The following is a 17604-nucleotide window of genomic DNA, read 5'->3' as shown; positions in this document are numbered from 1 at the left end:
TCTTGCATTGTCGTTTCAACGCAGACACTCGCCAGCCATCAGAAAACTAGTAGCTTTGATTGAGTTCATCGGCTGCCGGGATTTCCTGCTCGCGACGAGCGATGTAGTCCCGCAGCGCCTCGTCCTTGGCCTCGTCGAGCTTGGGTTCTTGGTACTCCGACAGCAGCCGGCGAGCGTGGTTCAGGGCGCGTTTCGTGGTGTCGAGGGCGCCTTCCGCCTGCCATTGCTCGACCGAGTTGTTGTCAAAGAGTTCGGGCATGAAGTACGCTTTTTGAAAATTCTCCAATGTGTGAGGATGGCCCAGATAGTGCCCGCCCGGTCCGACATCGGGAATCGCGGTTAGCGCCTGATCGAAATCGTCCCATTTAGGTCCCTCGGCCATTCGATAGGCCATGGCGCATTGCTCCGCGTCTACGACGAATTTTGCGACCGAGCAGTGCATCCCCGCCTCATTCCAACCCGCAGAATGCCAGATGTAGTTCGCGCCCGAATGCAGGACCGCCGACATCGTCGTTGCGCTTTCATAGCCGGCTTGCGCATCGAAGGTCTTGGCCCCACCGAGATGGCTCGATGTGCGCCATGGCAGGTTATAATGGCGCGCCATTTGCCCTATCATGAAGTTCATTAGGGAGATCTCGGGCGTGCCTGCCATCGGGGCGCCGGATTTCATGCTGACGGTCGACAGGTAGTGGCCATAGATCGCCGGCGTCCCCTTGCGGATGACTTGGGTGTACGCCAGCGCCGAGAGTGCCTCGGCGTTAAGCTGTGCGACGGTCGCAGGCACGGAGGCTGGCGTGTTGGCGCCGCCGAGCACGAACGGAGAGCACAGCACCGGTTGATTGCGCCGGCAGAACGCCCGCATTGCACCCAGCATGACCTCATCCCAGACCAGCGGGGAATTTCCGTTGCAGTTGCCGGTAGTGACGGGATGCGTCTCCATGAAATCTTCGCCGAAGAGGATCGCACACATATCCATCACATCTTCGGCATTCTTGGCGCTCGTCGTCATTCCCATGAACATCTTGTCGGAATGTTTCATCGACGAATAGGTAATGCGAAGATGCCGCTGGCTGATCGGATGATCATAAGGTTCCACGATGTGATGAGCCGACGAATGCAGAGCGGGCATCATGTGGCTCAGCTTGTGGAACATCGCCAGGTCTTCGAGCATGGGATTGCGCCGAACATCATCCAGGTCGCGCAGATAGGGGGCGCCCGTCATCGGGACAAAGACCGAATGCCGTCCGCCGAGACGGACATTGTTGGCGGGGTTTCTCGCGTGGTAGGTGAAATCCGACGGGATGGTGGAAATGAGTTCACGCACCAATCCACGGTCGAGGTAGACCATCTCTCCCTCGACCTTGGCGCCGGCGCGTTTCCAATCGTCCAGCGCGATCGGATCGCGAAAAAGCACGCCGATGTTTTCGAGGATGTGCATGGACGCATTGTCGATCTTCTCGACTTGGGATCCATCCATAACCTCACAGACGGGGATCCCACGGGTCAAACCGGGCAGCATTTGAAAGTCGGGGGTTGTACGCAGGATTTGTCGCGCTGCACGACCTCCTGATCTTGTTCTGCCTGACGTTGCGGTGTTGCTCATGTCAAATCCCCGAATGGCTGCACACTGACACTCGTTGGCCACCGAGCCTTACACAAAACGGAACTGAACATGCCGAATGCGACATGCAAGTCTGCCACACCGACGTTTAGCTCAACTAGCGCGAGCCCGACCCTTTGTGGGCTCGGCAGCCATCGGGAGCATTATCACTCAACGCAAGTGCGCGCGGATGGCACCACGTAGCGCTAGCCTTTCTCGGTCCCGCGCAGAAACATTTTTGGTAAACCGCTATGTGCTCTTTACGAGCCAGTCCGCGAAGAGCCGGGCTTTCGGGCCTGCCCTGGGATGGATTTTTAGATAAAATGCCCTGGGCGATGGAATATTGTCGGGCACAAGTGCGACCAGCCGTCCCTGATCCATCAGACTTTTGACCAATCCATCCCAACCCAACACCGCCCCGATATCATCCTGAGCGGCCTGGAGGGCAATCATGTAGTTGTTGACTGAAAACCTTCGGCCCTTTGGGATGGTGTGTCCAAGCGCTTGAAACCAATCCGGCCAGTTCTCCCAGTCGGTTTCCTCGTTATTCGTATGAATCAAAGGTGCCTTGAGCAGATCCTCCACTCGGCCAATGCCATGCTCAGCGGCGAATTTTGGCGTTCCCAGCGCGACGATGCGATCGTGAAAGAGTTTGTGGCACTCTTCGAGATTCTCCTGCGCATCGCCGTATTGAATACTTAGATCGCAACGGATGGCTGCTCCAGGCACGTCGCTGACGATCTGTGAGACAGTGATGGTGGGATGGCTTTTCCAGAAGGTAGAAATCTTCGGTGTAAGCCACAGCGAACTGACGGCCGTCGTTATCCGGATGGTCACGTCTGCGGCTTCCGGCCCATCACGCATGTGACCAACGGCGTCGGAAATCGTCTCAAGGCCGCGTTGCACCGCAACGAACAAGAACGCCCCTTTCTCGGTCAACTGGACACCGCGGCTCCTGCGCAGGAACAGGCTGCATCCCAGGTCACCCTCAAGCGCCTTGATTTGGTGGCTGATGGCCGCGGGTGTCACGTTCAATTCCTGAGCGGCATTCTTGAAACTTGCATTTCGGGCAGCCGCCTCGAAGCAGATGAGAGCGGTCACCGAGGAGAGATCGTACGGTCTTGGCATCACAACCCCTTCGGAACCGCTTGTTGGCTCATGGGAGCTCGCGGCGTGCAAGACATTAGATGAACTAACTCGTGCTGAAAATTACTGCTGTTGCGCAAAAGGCGTTCAAGCCAGAAAATTTCATTTCACATAAGCCTGCTATCCATGGAATTTCCGCATGAACGCCGCCTCGCCGACCATCCAAGAGTTGCTAGCACGTCGCGTCTCGGGCTATGCGCTCGAACAGCCGTTCTACACATCGCCGACGATTTACCAGCTCGACCTCGAGCACATCTTCTACCAGGAATGGCTCTACGCAGCCCCCGCGTGCCAGCTTGCCAAAGCTGGTAGCTATGTAACGATGCGCGTGGGTGCCTACGAGGTGATCGTGGTTCGAGGCCGCGATGGCGAAATCCGCGCCTTTCATAATTCCTGCCGGCATCGCGGGTCGCTGATCTGCAAGGCGCGCGAAGGCCAGGTGGCCAAGCTCGTTTGTCCCTATCACCAGTGGACCTATGAGCTCGATGGCAAGCTGATCTGGGCGAATGACATGGGCCCGGATTTCAATGCCTCAAAACATGGTTTGAAGCCCGTCAATCTTCGCAATTTCGACGGCCTGATCTACGTCTGCCTGTCCACCACTCATCCTGATTTCGATGCTTTCGCCCAGATGGCTCAGCCATATCTCGAAATCCACGACCTTACGGATTCCAAAGTCGCGTACACGTCGACCATCATCGAAAAAGGCAATTGGAAGCTGGTGTGGGAGAACAACCGCGAATGCTATCATTGCAGCAGTAATCATCCGGCGCTGTGCCGCTCATTCCCGCTCGATCCCGAAGTCGCTGGCGTTCAGGCTGATGGGAGGGTATCGGCGAAGCTTCAGGCGCATTTCGACCGTTGCGCTGGCGCCGGGGCGCCGGCGCAGTTCCAACTCGCTGGCGACGGGCAATACCGCGTGGCGCGGATGCCGCTTCAGGAAAAGGCGGTGAGCTATACGATGGACGGCAAGGCGGCCGTCGCCAAGAACCTTGGCCGGGTTGCGCCGCCCGACGCCGGCTCGCTCCTCATGTTCCATTATCCCTCGACATGGAACCACTTCCTGCCGGACCACTCTCTCACCTTCCGGGTGTTGCCGATCGGCGCCACTGAAACCGAAGTCACCACCACCTGGCTTGTGCACAAGGACGCGGTCGAAGGTGTCGACTACGACCTCAAGCGCCTGACCGAGGTCTGGATCGCTACCAATGACGAAGACCGCGAGATTGTCGAAAACAACCAGCTGGGAATCTTATCGCCGGCCTATATCCCTGGCCCCTATTCGCCCGCGCAGGAAAGCGGCGTGACGCAGTTTGTCGACTGGTATGCAGCCTGGCTTGGGCGCGCGCTTGCGCCCCGTCAAGTTGCAGCGGAATGACCCGATGAGCGCATTCAAAAACCTCGCGTTCTGGACCGACGCAGAAGAGTTGGAATGCGTCACCCGTACTCCGGAAGCGCCGAATGTCGTGACCTTCAGCTTTCAGAGTCCGTCAGGCGCGCTGTTCAATCATGAACCGGGACAGTTCGTCACCCTGGAATTGCCAATTCCTGGCGGGCCGGCCTATCGCACCTATACGATATCGTCTTCGCCTTCGCGTCCGACTGCCCTGACCGTCACGGTCAAGGCGCAGGAAGGGTCGATCGGCACCAGATGGATGCTCGACAATTTGCGCAAAGGCGCGCGCATCAAGGCTATAGGGCCGACTGGAAAATTCTCGATTGTCCATCATCCGGTCGAGAAATACCTTTTCATCTCGGCCGGTTCCGGCATCACACCGATGGTGGCGATGACCACTTGGCTCTACGATTCCGGGCGCGAGCCGGACATTGTTTTCATCAACTGCGCGCGCCGCCCGTCCGACATCATTCTGCGCGACAGGATGGAACTTATGGCGTCGCGCATCGTCGGCATCGATCTGAAATGGGTCGTCGAAGAGGCAGATCCCTTCCGGTCCTGGACCGGCTATCGCGGAATGTTCAACCAGATCATGCTGGGCTTGATGGCGCAGGATTATCTGGAGCGCGAGGTGTTCTGCTGCGGACCTGAGCCTTTCATGCGGGCCGTGCGCGAGGCGCTTGCCGGTCTCGGCTACGACATGAGTCGCTACCATCAGGAAAGCTTCGCGGCAGAGCCGGAGCAGGCCGAGGACGTACCTGACGACGTGGTGCCAAACGAAGAGAATCAGGCTGAGATCATCTTCGCCTCGTCTGGCGTTACAGCGAAATGCGCCGAGACTGATACCCTTCTTGCAGCAGCACGCTCTGCGGGCCTGGTGATCCCTTCAGGATGCTCGATGGGAATCTGCGGAACCTGCAAGGTCCTCAAGACCGAAGGGCAGGTGCACATGGTGCACAATGGCGGCATCACGGACGAGGACATCGCCGATGGCTATATCCTTGCCTGCTGCTCTCGCCCGATCGGTCGTGTGAGCGTCGCCGCATAGAAAGCATTCGATCGATCCTCGATCCGGTGCATCTTCGATGCGCGGCGCTCCGCGCTCAATCGAAGATGGATGGCGCCAAGGCATCGACGAACAGCTCCATAGGGTTGCTCCCGGAACGCCAATCAATGATGAGTTTGTTCCACCAGCAGCGCCCAGAAAGCGAACAACGGCGTCTCCAGCGATCTCATCGCGTGTTTGATGCCTGGCGGATTGTAGAATGATCCACCGATGCCGGGCGAAAACCAATCCCTACCAGCCTGCTTGAACTCGCCATGCGCAATTCGGGCTGGGGCGCGACCCACAAAGTTCGAAAAGCTTCCAGGAACCCCAGGCAAATTGTACGCCGCATCGGCCAATAAAGATCCCGGATATCGCAGCGAACGTCCGCAATGGGGCGGTCAATATCGTCGGCAAAAGAGCGTTCTAACAGGGCTGTCGGCGACCCTTTCGTGGGAACGAAAAAAGAAGAGAAGCAGAACTTTCGTGTGCGATTTTTGCACACATCATCACTTAACTAGCTGATTTTCTTCATACATCTGTCCAGTCCATCATGGGGGCTATGGCAAGTTTGTTGTCTATCATCTCAATTTCATTGTCTTTTTTGATCTCAGTCGACCCAATACCCAATTGGAAAGACTGACCAATTTGGCAAAAGGCTCCCGTCCAAACGAGGCCCAATTTACGATTACGCCACCGCGACGGAAAGCCAGTTGGCTATATCGAAATTCTCACTGCACACATAGTGCACACGAAGACAGTTTATTCAGTCGAAGAAACCGGCATCCTCTTCCCTGAGATACTTCTTCGCGCCTGCGGCATCGATGTCGAGGCCCAATCCTGGAGCTTCGAGCAAGTCGATCATCGAATCCTTCACGATCCGCGTCGGCAGGCCAATAACGATATCCTCCCACCAAGGGTCGGAAGCGCTGGGATATTCGAAGGCGATGTAATTGGCGGGCAAGGTTGCGCAGACATTGATCAGTGCGCCGAGGCCCAGCAGCCCATTCGCTGTGCCGTGCGGCGCCATCATGATCGAGTGCATGTAGGCATGCTCGGCCACCCATTTGAGCTCGGCGATGCCGCCGATATCGGCGGGGTCTGGACCGATGATGCGGACCGCCTGTGTTTCGATCAGTTCCTTGAAGTTATGACGCAGGTAGATCTGCTCTCCCGTGTGGATGGGGGTGGACGTGGATGTCGTGAGTTCGCGGTAAGCCTGCGGATTGACCCATGGCACGTAGTCGCCCGTCAGCATGTCCTCGAGCCACATCAAATTGTATTTCTCGACTGCCTGCGCGAAGCGGATCGCGTCCGGCAGAAACCAGCCAGGGCCGCAATCCAGGGCCAGGGAGACTTGGTCGCCGAGCACCTCCTTCATGGCGATGACGCATTCGATCATATGCGCCATGCCGCGCTCGCTGATCTGCCCTTGGTCCATCGCCCCGTGATAGGTCGGCGGCTGGCGAACGCCGTAGTGGAAGTCGGGCACGCTCGTCTTCATGTTGGAGTGGAAGCTGATGCCCTGCTTCACCATGAAGAAGTTTTCGGGCCGATCCATCATCCATTTGACATCGGCCGCGTAGTCCTCGGGCTTGTCGCCGGTTCTCTTTTTACGGATGGAGCCGTTGTAGACCCGCACCTTGTCGCGCACCTTGCCGCCGAGCAGCTTGTAGACGGGAACGCCGGCCGCCTTGCCGGCGATGTCCCAGAGCGCGTGCTCGATGGCGCTGACGGCGGCGCCATAGGGCTTGAACGAGCCGCGCTGCCGGATCTTCAGCATGCAGCGTTCGACGTCGGTCGGGTCCTCGCCGATCAGAGCGTCGCGGAAATGCAGGACCCAGGGTTTGAGGTAAGGCTTGGTGTACTCCGCCTCGCCCAGGCCATGAAGGCCTTCGTCGGTCACGATGCGGACGATGGGATGTTTGCCGATGACGGCGCACCGGAGATCGGTGATCTTCATGATGTCCTCTATTTCACCGACGAGAAGGCGGTTGGCGCGAGAAACTGGCTGGAAATATTGGCCAGGATCGGGCCATCACGCTCGGACTCGTCGCGGACCTTGAGCCATGCCGGATCGGTGGTGAAGGCCTTCCATTTCACTTCGCGCTCGGCAAGGGATTCCCAGGCGACGAAATAGGTCAGTCGATTGCTGCTTTCGCCGACCACCGTGGTGAAGAACCCGGCCTGGCGGATGCCGTGCTTATCCCACAGCGCCAAGGTATGGTCGTTGAAACGCTTGAGCAGCGCCGGCAGCCGGCCCGGCAGGCAGTCGTAAATTCGAAGTTCGTACATCATGGTCGATCCTTCTGTTCACCTCTCCCTCGGAGGGAGAGGTGTAGAGTCAGCTCCAGGTGCGGTCCCAGGAATATTCATCGTCCCAGTGATCGGTCGGCTGCCAGATGCCGGTGACGCCGGGCTGCAGGTGCTGGCTGATCACTTCGTCGACGACGTCGTCGATGCCGAGACCGGGCTTGTCCGGCACCATGATGAAGCCGTCCTTGACCAGCGGCTTGGGCAGACCGGTGACGATATCGTCCCACCAGTCCACTTCCACGCTGTGATATTCGAGCGCCATGAAGTTCTCCGTGGCCACCGCGACATGCGCGGCGGCCATCGCGGCGATCGGGCTTTCCGCCATGTGGATGGCCATGGCAACGCCATGGTCTTGCGCCGCGTCGCCGATCTTCTTGGTCTCGAGGATGCCGCCAGCGGTAAGCAAATCCGGGTGGATGACCGAGATGCCTGAGTTAAGCAGCGGCTCGAAGCCTTCCTTGAGGTAGATATCCTCGCCCGTGCAGATCGGCACCGACGTTGCCTGCTGCAACTGCCGATACTGCTCGGTGTACTGCCAGGGGATCACATCCTCGAGCCAGGCTGGTGCGTATTTCTCGATCCGTCGTGCGAGACGGATGCCGTCCTGGAGCGAGATGTGGCCGACATGGTCGATGGCGAGCGGGATCTCGTAGCCGATCACCTCGCGAACCTCGTGGATATATTGATCGAGCAGGTCGATGCCCTTTTCGGTGAAGTGAAGGCCGGTGAAGGGATGCGGCACGTTCTGCGCGTCATAGGCGGCATTGCGCGCCCGGCGTTCGTCCAGCGTGCGCGCACGGCCGCGGCTTGCATGGGTGCGGAAACCGTCGAGCACACCGGCCGGCGCGACCACCGCGCCTGGGATGTGGGAGATCTGCGCCAGCCCGAGGTCCATCTTGAGGAAGGTGAAACCGAGATCCATCCGCGCCTTGAGCCGCTTGCCGGTCTCGGTGCCGCTGGGCTTCTCCGCATCGGTGTCGCAATAGACCCGCACCTTGTCGCGGAACCGCCCCCCGAGCATCTGGTAGATCGGCACGCCATAGGCCTTGCCGGCGAGGTCCCAAAGCGCGATCTCGACTGCCGAGACACCGCCACCCTGCCGCCCATGGCCGCCAAATTGCTTGATGCGGCGGAACAGTCGGTCGATGTCACAGGGATTCTCGCCCAGCAACCGGCTCTTGAGCATCAGCGCATAGGTTGCGCTGGCGCCATCGCGCACTTCGCCCAAGCCGACAATGCCCTGGTTGGTGTAGATCTTGATAAGCGCCGAGGTGAAGGGCGCGCCGACGATCTCGGCGACGCGCAGGTCGGTGATGCGCAGGTCGGACGGTTTGGAGTTGATGTTCACCCGGTTGAGCGCCTCGTCGGCTCGACCTGTTTTCGGCATGGCTTATCCTCTTTCTTCCTCTTTCTGGTCGGCGGGCTTGGTGCGGCACAGGCTGGGCCGGCACAGAGCATTGCTAGCCCAGCTCTATCTCGTGGGCCTGCAGATAGTCGCGGTTCATCTCGACACCGAGACCAGGCTTCGACGTCAGCTTGAGGCTGCCGTTCGAAACGTCGAGCGGTCTGTCGATGAGATGATCGTATTTGCCCAGGTTCCACTCCGACGTTTCGAGCTTGTAGAAATTTGGAACGGTCATCATCACCTGCGCTCCCGCAACCACGTTGACCGGTCCCGCGGCGTCATGCGGCGAGACCGGGATGTAGTAGGCTTCGCACAGGGCGGAGATCTTCTTGAGTTCGGTAATGCCGCCGGTCCAGGTAACGTCAGGCATAATGTAGTCAGCGAGCTTGTTCTCGAGCACCGGCACGAAATCCCACTTCGTGTGGCCGCGCTCACCCCATGAGATAGCGGCACCGACCTTCTCACGCACCTGCTTGAGGGCGTTGAGGCTCTCAGGCGGGCAAGGCTCCTCGAACCAGTCGATCTGGCCGGCTTCCTCGAGACTGCGACAGAGGCGAATGGCGGTGGGGACATCGAAGCGGCCGTGCGCATCGATGAGGATGTCGACATCGGGCCCCGCCGTTTCGCGGATCAAAGCGGTGAGTTCGGCGGCTTCGCGCTCGTCCTTTCGAGTCATGCTGCCATCAAGGTAGCCGTCCCGCTGTTCGCGGGACGAGCCGTCCGCCATGCGGCCCTGATGGGGGAACGGATCAAACTTGAGCGCAGTGTGGCCGGACTCAACGATGTCCCGAATTTCGCGGACCACAGCCTCCTTGCTGGTGAATTTGGACTGGTTGGGGTGAGTGTAGAGCACGATCTCATCGCGGACGGGTCCGCCCAACAACTCGTAAATCGGCTTGCCGAGTACTTTGCCCCGGATGTCCCAGAGGGCAATGTCGATGGCGCTCACGCATTCGACGGCGGCGCCGCGGCTTCCCATGTAGGTGAAGCTGCGGAAAATCTTGTGCCAGAGGTGCTCGATGCGGGCCGGATCCTCGCCGGTCACAGCGATACCGATCTGTCGCAGGATCGTGCACAGGGCCCGATTGGCGAGCCTTGTGGTGGTGGTGATCTCTCCCCAGCCGCTCACCCCTTCGTCGGTTGTCACCTCGACGAACAGGAACTCTCCCCAATAGGATGCAGCGGACTTGATCAGCCACGGCCGAACGCTTGTGATTTTCATCTCGACTACCTTTGCCTGAAATCAGCGGGGGCAACCTGGGTCCTGGACCGGATCTCCTATCCGGCCCGAGCGGCATTGCGCGCACGCATCTGTTCGAGAACGTGCCGGCCGGAACCCTCGACATGGCGGGAAATGAGTTCACCCGCCTCGTCGGCATTTCCCGCTTTTATATGCGCGATGAGTTCACGGTGCTCACGCAGGATGGCAGCCCGCCGCGCGAGCGTGAAATTGAAACGTCGGCTCACGGCTCGCAACACTTCGCGATGCTTCCACCAAAGCTCGGCGGCATGGCGGTTATAGTGGCGCTGGTACATCACGGTGTGGAAGGCGGTATCCAGTTCACTGTGCCGGAGTGTGTCGGCGAAATTGTTCTCCTCGATCAGGCCCTGGATACGTTCGAGTTCGGCAATATCCTCGCTGGTCGCCATGCTCACGAACCATCGCGTCAGGGCTGGCTCGATCAGAACACCGATCTCATAGATGTCGCGGACAAAATCCTGATCTATGGGGCGGACGCGCGCGCCGCGGTTGGCCACGAAGGTGACGAAGCCTTCCCCACGCAGCAGCTGCAGCGCCTCGCGCACCGGGTTGGTCGAGGTGCCGTGACGCCGGGCGAGATCGGTGACCACAAGCCGCTCGTTGGCGGCGAGCCGTCCCTCGATGATGTCTTCCCGGATCAGTTCATAAAGCGAGGCGCCCTCGCTTGAGGCACCAATGGGGTCAATCCCCATGGGTGGCTCTGCTTTGAAATCGCTTGTTTCGGCCAAAGCCGGCTCCCCTAAAGTCAATACACACTTTGTTCGATATCACGCACGATTTACACAAACAATGTACGATTTATCGCGTTGACAGCAAATCTGCGATCTGAAAACGTATAAAACGATCAAGAGGATACATAGAGGACATCCCGCGATCAAATGAACAAGGACCGCTTGCCTCGACGCTGAGCGGCATGGGAGAGAACCTGGAGGATACCTATGACGAGGATTACACTCGGCGGTGCCGTCCTGCGCGGCACTGTCTCCACTGCATTAATGGTATCGCTGATGTCTGCGTCGGCGCTGGGCGCGCCGCCGGTCGATTTAAGCAAGTGGTCGCCGGACTATGTGCGCTCCATCGCAGGCACACAGGATTTTGACACGGCGGCCGATTGCGCCAAGATCACCCCGCTCGACTACAAGGGGCGACTTACTTTCTGGTATCAGGGCGTGTTCGAGGGCGACCCCGACCTCCTGCGCCAATACTACAAGGATTTCTTCGAGACCTTCCGCAAGACCTATCCGAACATCCAGCTCGAGGATCAAGCTCTCACCTATAACGATCTTCTAGACAAGTTCCGCACGGCGCTCCTGGGCAATGCCGCGCCGATGGCGGTCCGACTGCAAATCCTCGGTGGCACCGAGTTCGCTTCGAAGGGCTATCTGCAGCCGCTCAAACCCGAGGATGTGGGGTATTCGACCGAGGACTTCTGGCCCGGCGCCATGAAGGCCGTGACCTGGGAGGGCGTGACCTACGGCATCCCGACCAACAACGAGACGATGGCGTTCATCTGGAACGCCGACATTTTCAAGCGTGCGGGCCTCGATCCGGACAAGGCTCCGGCAACCTGGGACGATGTCGTCAAGTATTCCAAGCAGATCCACGACAAGCTCGGCATCGCGGGTTACGGTCTCGTGGCTCGCAAGAACGCCGGCAACACGCCGTATCGCTTCATGCCGCAGCTGTGGGCCTATGGCGGCGGCGTTTTCGACGAAGCGGCGGCGAACCCGACTTATGACAAGGTCGAACTCGACAGCCCGCAAAGCAAGGCGGCGCTGCAAGCCTCGTACGACATGTATGTTCGCGACAAGTCGGTTCCGGTGTCGGCGCTCACCAACCAGCAGGCCGACAATCAGCCCCTGTTCGTCGCCGGCCAGCTCGGCATGATGATCTCGCACCCGTCCGACTACAACGTTATGCTCGACCTGCAGAAGAAGGCGACGGGCACCGACAAGGACAAGGCGCAGACCGTCATCGACAACATGCGCTACGGCCTCATTCCGAGTGGCCCCGACGGCAAACGCGCCGTCGTGTTCGGCGGCTCGAACATTCACATCCTGAAGCCTGAATACGTCGAAGGCGGCAAGGTGGACGAGCCGGCCGCAAAGGCTATCATCTGCATGTGGACCAGCCCCGAATGGTCGCTGAAGATGGCGTATGCCGGCTCGAATCCGGGCAACCTCAACGGCTTCAAGACCAAATGGATGAAAGAACGTCTGGACAACATCAAGTTCCTCGATGTCACGACCTCGATGCTGCCATACGGCATCCCGTTCCCCGCGCTGCCGCAGTCCCCCGAGATCATGAACATCATTGTCCCGGATATGCTGCAGAATGCCCTGACCGGAGCGATGACCGTCGACCAGGCGGCGGACGACGCGGCCAAGAAGGTGAAGGACCTGATGGGCGGACTCTAGTCCGCGCCTGAGCTGCCATCTGACCGGCTGCGCCGCTCGTGCAGCCGGTTCGTTCCGAAGAATAAGGGCACGCCACAGTGACGATCGTGACCGGCAAGACCGAGGCTCGCCGAAGATTGCAACCCGGTAGGTCCGGCGTGCCGCGGAAGATATGGAAGCATCGAGCGGACTACGCGTACGTGCTCCCCGCGATCGCCGTGATGCTCATCGTCATCGCCTATCCGATCTACTACACGGTCGAGCTGTCGTTCTTCAAGACGCCGCCTGGCCTGCAGCTGCGCGACAAGAGTTTCATCGGCTTCGACAACTACACGACCATCCTCACCAGCGAGGTGTTCTGGAAGGTCACCTGGAACACTTTGATCTGGACACTGGGATCCACTCTTATTTCCTTTGTCCTGGGGTTTGGCGCCGCGCTGGCGCTTCACCGCGACTTTGTCGGCCGCGGCGTCTTGCGCGCTATCCTGATCATTCCCTGGGTCATCAGCGCGGTTGCCGCCTCCTATATCTGGAAGTGGATCTACCATTCGGACTTCGGGATCATCGGCGCGGTGCTGGTCGGCCTCGGATTGGCCGACCGGCCGCCGAATTTCATCGACAACGTCTCTACGGTGCTGCCCTCACTGATCGTCGTCAATATCTGGCGCGAGTTTCCGTTTGCCATGATCATGATGATGGCCGGCCTGCAGACAGTCCCCGAGCAGTTGCTGCGCGCCGCGGAAGTCGACGGGGCCAATGCATGGCAGCGCTTCTGGCACGTCACTTTCCCGCACTTGCGCAACGTCTCGACGGTGACCATCCTGCTGCTCGCTGTCGCCAACTTCAATTCCTTCATCATCCCGTGGATCATGACCGGTGGCGGGCCGTCGAACGCATCGCATATCTGGATCACGCACATTTATGAACTCGCTTTCGGCCGGCAGCGCTGGGGCGTTGCATCGGCCTATTCGGTGCTCCTGTTCCTCATGCTGATGACGCTGGGCTATTTCTACGTCCGTGCGTTAAGCGGCAACGAGCGGAAAGAAGGGAGCTCATGAGCACGATTGCCGAGACAGCCCCTCGAGGCCGGACCCGTCGCCGTATGCGCGTCGACGGATGGCGGTGGGCCGGGCGCATCTTCCTCGTGTTCATGCTGCTTTACACCGCGCTGCCGATGATCTGGATGCTGATCACCTCGATCAAGTCAGGGTTCGCGGCGACGCAATTCCCGCCGCAATGGTGGCCGGACGAGCCTACCCTCGCCAGCTACCAGAAGCTGCTCGATCCGCAAAACAGCGTCGGCCAGGACTTCTTGCGCTTCTTCTGGAACAGCGTTTTCGTCTCGACCATGACGACAATCCTCTCGGTGATCGTGGCTGTCCCGGCGGCCTATGCGTTTTCGCGCTTCAGTTTTCCGGGCCGGAACTTCCTGTTCTTCGCCGTGCTGCTGCGCAACATGTTCCCGGCGGTGATTTTTCTCGTGCCGCTCTTCATCCTAATGCGGGCGATCGGGCTGGTGAACACGCACGGTTCCCTGGTTCTCACCTATCTCACCTTCGGCCTGCCGCTGGCGATCTGGCTGCTGAAGGGGTTCTACGACAACATCCCGGTGCAGCTCGAGCAGGCGGCACGCATCGATGGAGCGACGCGCTTCCAGGCCTTCATCCTGATCGTGATGCCTCTCTCGACGCCGGGGATCATCGCCACCGCGATCTATTCCTTCATCGGCGCCTGGAACGAGTACATCTACGCCTACACCTTCCTCTCCAAGAACGATCAATTGACCCTGCCGGTCGGCATCCAGCGCTTCTTCTCGGAAAACACCACGGACTTTCCAGGCCTGATGGCGGCCAGCTTCATGATGAGCGTGCCCGTCGTGGTGCTGTTCCTCGTCCTGCAACGATACTTCGTACGCGCCCTTACAGAAGGCGCGGTCAAGCACTAGGGAGTTGCCGATGGCCCACGTGGTCCTCAGAGATCTCGTCAAGACCTACGGCGGCTTCAAGGCTGTCAACGACGTTTCGCTGACGGTCAACGACGGCGAGTTCGTCGCGCTCGTCGGCCCTTCAGGTTGCGGCAAGACAACCACGCTCAATCTCGTCGCGGGGCTGATCCCGATCACATCGGGCGACATCGTCATCGGGGAACGAGTGGTCAACGATCTCGACCCCAAGGACCGGGACATCGCAATGGTGTTCCAGAACTACGCCCTCTATCCGCAAAAGTCGGTCTACAAGAATCTGGCGTTCCCGCTGCAGATGCGCAAACTGCCCCGGGACGAGATCGACAAGAAGGTCAAGGAAGCTGCGCGAGTGCTCGACATGACGCACCTGCTCGAGCGCAAGCCGCGCGAACTTTCGGGCGGGCAGCAGCAGCGTGTGGCGCTCGGCCGTGCCCTCGTCCGCGACCCCGCTGTGTTCCTGATGGACGAGCCGCTCTCCAACCTCGATGCCAAACTGCGCGTGCAGATGCGGTCGGAGATCAAGCGTTTCCACCAAGACCTCAAGGCTACGATCATCTACGTGACGCACGACCAGCTTGAAGCGGTGACCATGGCCGACAAGATGGCGGTGATGAACGGCGGCCTGCTGCAGCAGTACGATTCACCGGCGCAGGTCTTTGCCCATCCGGTGAACATGTTTGTTGCCAGCTTCATCGGCAGCCCGGCAATGAGCCTCATTCCGCTGGAGGCATCCACGGCAAACGGCAACACCGTTCTGACTGGCGCGGAGGGCTGGAGTCTTGAGCTCTCGCCGCGCAACGCCCAGAAGGTTGCAAGAGCAACGACCAGGAAAGTCGTGCTGGGCGCACGTCACTCGACGATCAAGCTCCTCAAGAGCGCGGTGCCAGGCAGCGTCCCGGCCAAGGCCTACACGGTGGAGCCGACCGGAGACGTCACCTTCGTGCAGGCGCTCCTGTCCGGCGCCATCGTCAACGTCAGCGTGCCGCCGAACATTGCCATCGCCCCCGACGAGCGGATCTGGCTCGAGTTCGACCAGGAGCGGATGCATCTGTTCGACGGCGAAACTGAAATGGCCCTCAAGGCCGACTGAGAAGATGGGGTCGTTTGGGATGGGGCCGGATGACTACGAGGCTTAAGATCACCGCGATCAAGCCCTATCCAGTGTGGATAGGAACGCGCAACCAGATGCTCGTCAAGGTCGAGACCGACCAGGGCATCTTCGGCTGGGGCGAGAGCGGCTTGAGCGGTCGCGAGAAAGCCGTGGCCGGTGCGGTCGAGCATTACCGCGAGTTTCTTATCGGACGCGACCCGATGCAGATTGGCCGGATCTGGCAGGAGGTTTATCGCAGCCAGTACTTCGAAGGCGGGCGGGTTCTGCAAGCGGCGATTTCCGCCATCGACATCGCCCTGCACGACATCAAGGGCAAAGCGCTGGGGGTTCCGGTTTATGAGCTGCTAGGCGGCAAGCAGCGCGACCGCATCCCTACCTTCGCCTCGACCGGAGATGAGGCCGAGGGCGATGTTGCCATCGAGTGAGCCAGCGAACTGCGCGCGCAGGGATGGCAGGCGATCCGCTTCTTCCCCGTCGGGCAAAACAGCGGGGACATCTTCGAGCCCCGCGAGTCGATCGGCGCTACCGCGAAGATGCTGAACAAGGCGCGCGAGGCGCTGGGCGACGAGGTCGTCCTCGGCCTCGACTATCATCATCGGCTGTCGGTGGCAGAGGCGGCGAGCTTCTGCAACAAGCTCGGCCGCGGCGTGCTTGATTTCCTCGAGGAGCCGATACGGGACGAGACACCGGAGGCCTACGAATCCCTGCGCACGATGACCGACATCCCCTTTGCCATCGGTGAGGAATTCGCCAGCAAGTGGCAGTTCCTGCCCTACATCGAGCGCGGTATCCACCAGTTCAACCGGCTCGATGTTTGCAATGTCGGCGGGCTTACCGAGGCGATGAAAGTCGCTGGCTGGAGCGAGGCCCACTATGTGGATCTGATGCCGCACAATCCCCTTGGTCCGGTGTGCACTGCCGCCACCGTGCATCTGGCGTCCGCGGTACCCAACTTCGCGTGGCTCGAGACCAGGGAGCCCGAAAAAAAGCTGGGCTTCGACAATTCCGACTTCTTCCCCGTGCAACCACGGCTCGACGGCCCCTATTATCCGGTCGGCGATCTGCCGGGGCTCGGCGTCGAGGTCAACGAAGCGGCGGTCCAGTCGGAGAGTTTCCGTTTCTGGGAAGCGCCTCACCTCAAGCGCCGCGACGGTTCTGTCACCAACTGGTAGTTCCATTTCAACCGGAGTCCATAATGACGCACACCTCCAACATCACGCGGCCGCCCAAAGACCTGATTGATGCGCTAAGGGAGATCGGCGCCGCGACGGTTGCCGGCACGCTTGGGCATATGGGCTTCCGCAATCCGCACATGGTCGGTCCGGTGGCGCAGAACCACGGGAAGTCGATCGTCGGGCCGGCGCTGACGCTGCAGTTCATGCCGCAGCGGCCGGACCTGTTCACCGAGGGCGAATATGCCGATCCGGAGACGCAACTGCACCGGCACGTGCTCTATCATGCGCAGGCGGGCGATGTGGTCGTGGTCGACGCGCGCGGCGACATGAGTTCGGGCGTCTTCGGCGATATGATGTCGACGTATTTCAAGGGCAGAGGTGGCGCCGGCATCGTCATCGATGGATGCATGCGCGACCGGCCCAATGTTGAAAAGCTCGATCTGCCCCTATGGCTGCGCGGCTGGACGCCCAACTACCATGTACAAACCAGCATCTATCCGAACGCCGTCAACGTTCCGATTGCCTGCGGTGGTGTCACGGTGATCCCCGGCGACATCATCGTCGCCGACGACGACGGGGTGGTGGTGCTTCCCGTCGCAATGGCCACGAAGGTAATCGAAGAATCGCAGAAGCATCACGATTGGGAGGAGTTCTCGCGAATGAGGCTCCTGGAGGGTGCGCCACTGCAGCGCTACTATCCGCTGCATGATGATGCCCGCGGCGAATATGAGGAGTGGCGCAAAACCAATCGCCTGGTGGATTGACTTGGAATCACCCGGGCACGGGCGCC

14 protein-coding genes and 2 pseudogenes are annotated in these 17604 nt (G+C 59.9%); 8 read left to right on the top strand and 8 right to left on the bottom strand.

Annotated features, from left to right (window positions below):
- Nucleotides 1-46 precede the first annotated feature (46 nt).
- The gene (locus NKJ06_RS02120; RefSeq protein WP_352808771.1) at nucleotides 47-1603 is read right to left on the bottom strand and encodes a trimethylamine methyltransferase family protein; all 1557 of its coding nucleotides are present in this window, start codon (nucleotides 1601-1603) and stop codon (nucleotides 47-49) included.
- 246 nt (nucleotides 1604-1849) lie between these two features.
- On the bottom strand, nucleotides 1850-2728 hold the full coding sequence (locus NKJ06_RS02115; protein ID WP_352808769.1) for a LysR substrate-binding domain-containing protein: 879 nt from the start codon (nucleotides 2726-2728) through the stop codon (nucleotides 1850-1852).
- Nucleotides 2729-2885: 157 nt separating this feature from the next.
- On the opposite strand from NKJ06_RS02115, the gene NKJ06_RS02110 reads away from it, so the two are divergent.
- Together NKJ06_RS02110 and NKJ06_RS02105 are read left to right on the top strand one after the other, a co-directional pair.
- A complete protein-coding gene (locus tag NKJ06_RS02110) occupies nucleotides 2886-4124 on the top strand; it encodes an aromatic ring-hydroxylating oxygenase subunit alpha (protein ID WP_352808766.1) in 1239 nt (412 codons plus the stop codon).
- A 4-nt stretch (nucleotides 4125-4128) separates the two neighbouring features.
- On the top strand, nucleotides 4129-5190 hold the full coding sequence (locus NKJ06_RS02105; RefSeq protein ID WP_352808764.1) for an FAD-binding oxidoreductase: 1062 nt from the start codon (nucleotides 4129-4131) through the stop codon (nucleotides 5188-5190).
- 122 nt (nucleotides 5191-5312) lie between these two features.
- On the opposite strand, the pseudogene NKJ06_RS02100 reads toward NKJ06_RS02105, so the two are convergent.
- From NKJ06_RS02100 to NKJ06_RS02075, 6 genes and pseudogenes are all read right to left on the bottom strand, one after another.
- Nucleotides 5313-5471, bottom strand: a pseudogene (locus NKJ06_RS02100) (dimethylsulfonioproprionate lyase family protein); the annotation flags it as partial.
- A gap of 482 nt (nucleotides 5472-5953) precedes the next feature.
- Nucleotides 5954-7150 carry a mandelate racemase/muconate lactonizing enzyme family protein gene (locus tag NKJ06_RS02095; protein ID WP_352627751.1) on the bottom strand — a complete coding sequence of 399 codons (1197 nt, stop codon included), beginning with the start codon at nucleotides 7148-7150 and terminating at the stop codon, nucleotides 5954-5956.
- An 8-nt stretch (nucleotides 7151-7158) separates the two neighbouring features.
- Entirely contained in the window at nucleotides 7159-7485 is a 327-nt protein-coding gene (locus NKJ06_RS02090) for an NIPSNAP family protein (RefSeq protein ID WP_352627752.1), read from the bottom strand.
- 46 nt (nucleotides 7486-7531) lie between these two features.
- The gene (locus NKJ06_RS02085; protein ID WP_352627753.1) at nucleotides 7532-8890 is read right to left on the bottom strand and encodes a mandelate racemase/muconate lactonizing enzyme family protein; all 1359 of its coding nucleotides are present in this window, start codon (nucleotides 8888-8890) and stop codon (nucleotides 7532-7534) included.
- Nucleotides 8891-8963: 73 nt separating this feature from the next.
- Nucleotides 8964-10130: a mandelate racemase/muconate lactonizing enzyme family protein gene (locus NKJ06_RS02080; RefSeq protein WP_352627754.1), complete on the bottom strand. Its 1167-nt coding sequence runs from the start codon at nucleotides 10128-10130 to the stop codon at nucleotides 8964-8966.
- Between the two features lie 56 nt (nucleotides 10131-10186).
- Entirely contained in the window at nucleotides 10187-10897 is a 711-nt protein-coding gene (locus NKJ06_RS02075; RefSeq protein WP_352627755.1) for a GntR family transcriptional regulator, read from the bottom strand.
- 210 nt (nucleotides 10898-11107) lie between these two features.
- Between NKJ06_RS02075 and NKJ06_RS02070 the strand changes: the two genes are divergently transcribed.
- From NKJ06_RS02070 to NKJ06_RS02045, 6 genes and pseudogenes are all read left to right on the top strand, one after another.
- Nucleotides 11108-12586: an ABC transporter substrate-binding protein gene (locus NKJ06_RS02070; RefSeq protein ID WP_352627756.1), complete on the top strand. Its 1479-nt coding sequence runs from the start codon at nucleotides 11108-11110 to the stop codon at nucleotides 12584-12586.
- A 77-nt stretch (nucleotides 12587-12663) separates the two neighbouring features.
- Nucleotides 12664-13623, top strand: coding sequence for a carbohydrate ABC transporter permease (locus NKJ06_RS02065; protein WP_352808760.1), 960 nt, complete (start codon nucleotides 12664-12666; stop codon nucleotides 13621-13623).
- Nucleotides 13620-14510 (top strand): carbohydrate ABC transporter permease, encoded by an 891-nt coding sequence (locus tag NKJ06_RS02060; RefSeq protein ID WP_352627758.1) that lies wholly within the window; start codon nucleotides 13620-13622, stop codon nucleotides 14508-14510. Before NKJ06_RS02065 ends, NKJ06_RS02060 begins: the two co-directional genes overlap by 4 nt.
- Nucleotides 14511-14520: 10 nt before the next feature.
- Nucleotides 14521-15618 carry an ABC transporter ATP-binding protein gene (locus NKJ06_RS02055; protein WP_352808757.1) on the top strand — a complete coding sequence of 366 codons (1098 nt, stop codon included), beginning with the start codon at nucleotides 14521-14523 and terminating at the stop codon, nucleotides 15616-15618.
- Between the two features lie 29 nt (nucleotides 15619-15647).
- Nucleotides 15648-16811: pseudogene (locus NKJ06_RS02050) on the top strand (mandelate racemase/muconate lactonizing enzyme family protein).
- A gap of 23 nt (nucleotides 16812-16834) precedes the next feature.
- Nucleotides 16835-17578: a ribonuclease activity regulator RraA gene (locus tag NKJ06_RS02045; protein WP_352627761.1), complete on the top strand. Its 744-nt coding sequence runs from the start codon at nucleotides 16835-16837 to the stop codon at nucleotides 17576-17578.
- Nucleotides 17579-17604: the final 26 nt, after the last annotated feature.

Source organism: Mesorhizobium sp. M0293 (genome assembly GCF_040321735.1).
Taxonomy (GTDB): Bacteria; Pseudomonadota; Alphaproteobacteria; order Rhizobiales; family Rhizobiaceae; genus Mesorhizobium.
The sequence above is the reverse complement of the archived record's forward strand: the minus strand, read 5'-3'. Positions and strand labels throughout refer to the sequence as shown.

Excerpts from the sequence above, each read along its gene's own strand:
- NKJ06_RS02095 (WP_352627751.1), bottom strand. The coding sequence starts at position 7,150 with ATGAAGATCACCGATCTCCGGTGCGCCGTCATCGGCAAACATCCCATC.
- NKJ06_RS02120 (WP_352808771.1), bottom strand. The coding sequence starts at position 1,603 with ATGAGCAACACCGCAACGTCAGGCAGAACAAGATCAGGAGGTCGTGCA.
- NKJ06_RS02060 (WP_352627758.1), top strand. The coding sequence starts at position 13,620 with ATGAGCACGATTGCCGAGACAGCCCCTCGAGGCCGGACCCGTCGCCGT.
- NKJ06_RS02090 (WP_352627752.1), bottom strand. The coding sequence starts at position 7,485 with ATGATGTACGAACTTCGAATTTACGACTGCCTGCCGGGCCGGCTGCCG.
- NKJ06_RS02085 (WP_352627753.1), bottom strand. The coding sequence starts at position 8,890 with ATGCCGAAAACAGGTCGAGCCGACGAGGCGCTCAACCGGGTGAACATC.
- NKJ06_RS02070 (WP_352627756.1), top strand. The coding sequence starts at position 11,108 with ATGACGAGGATTACACTCGGCGGTGCCGTCCTGCGCGGCACTGTCTCC.
- NKJ06_RS02110 (WP_352808766.1), top strand. The coding sequence starts at position 2,886 with ATGAACGCCGCCTCGCCGACCATCCAAGAGTTGCTAGCACGTCGCGTC.
- NKJ06_RS02045 (WP_352627761.1), top strand. The coding sequence starts at position 16,835 with ATGACGCACACCTCCAACATCACGCGGCCGCCCAAAGACCTGATTGAT.
- NKJ06_RS02080 (WP_352627754.1), bottom strand. The coding sequence starts at position 10,130 with ATGAAAATCACAAGCGTTCGGCCGTGGCTGATCAAGTCCGCTGCATCC.
- NKJ06_RS02105 (WP_352808764.1), top strand. The coding sequence starts at position 4,129 with ATGAGCGCATTCAAAAACCTCGCGTTCTGGACCGACGCAGAAGAGTTG.
- NKJ06_RS02115 (WP_352808769.1), bottom strand. The coding sequence starts at position 2,728 with ATGCCAAGACCGTACGATCTCTCCTCGGTGACCGCTCTCATCTGCTTC.
- NKJ06_RS02055 (WP_352808757.1), top strand. The coding sequence starts at position 14,521 with ATGGCCCACGTGGTCCTCAGAGATCTCGTCAAGACCTACGGCGGCTTC.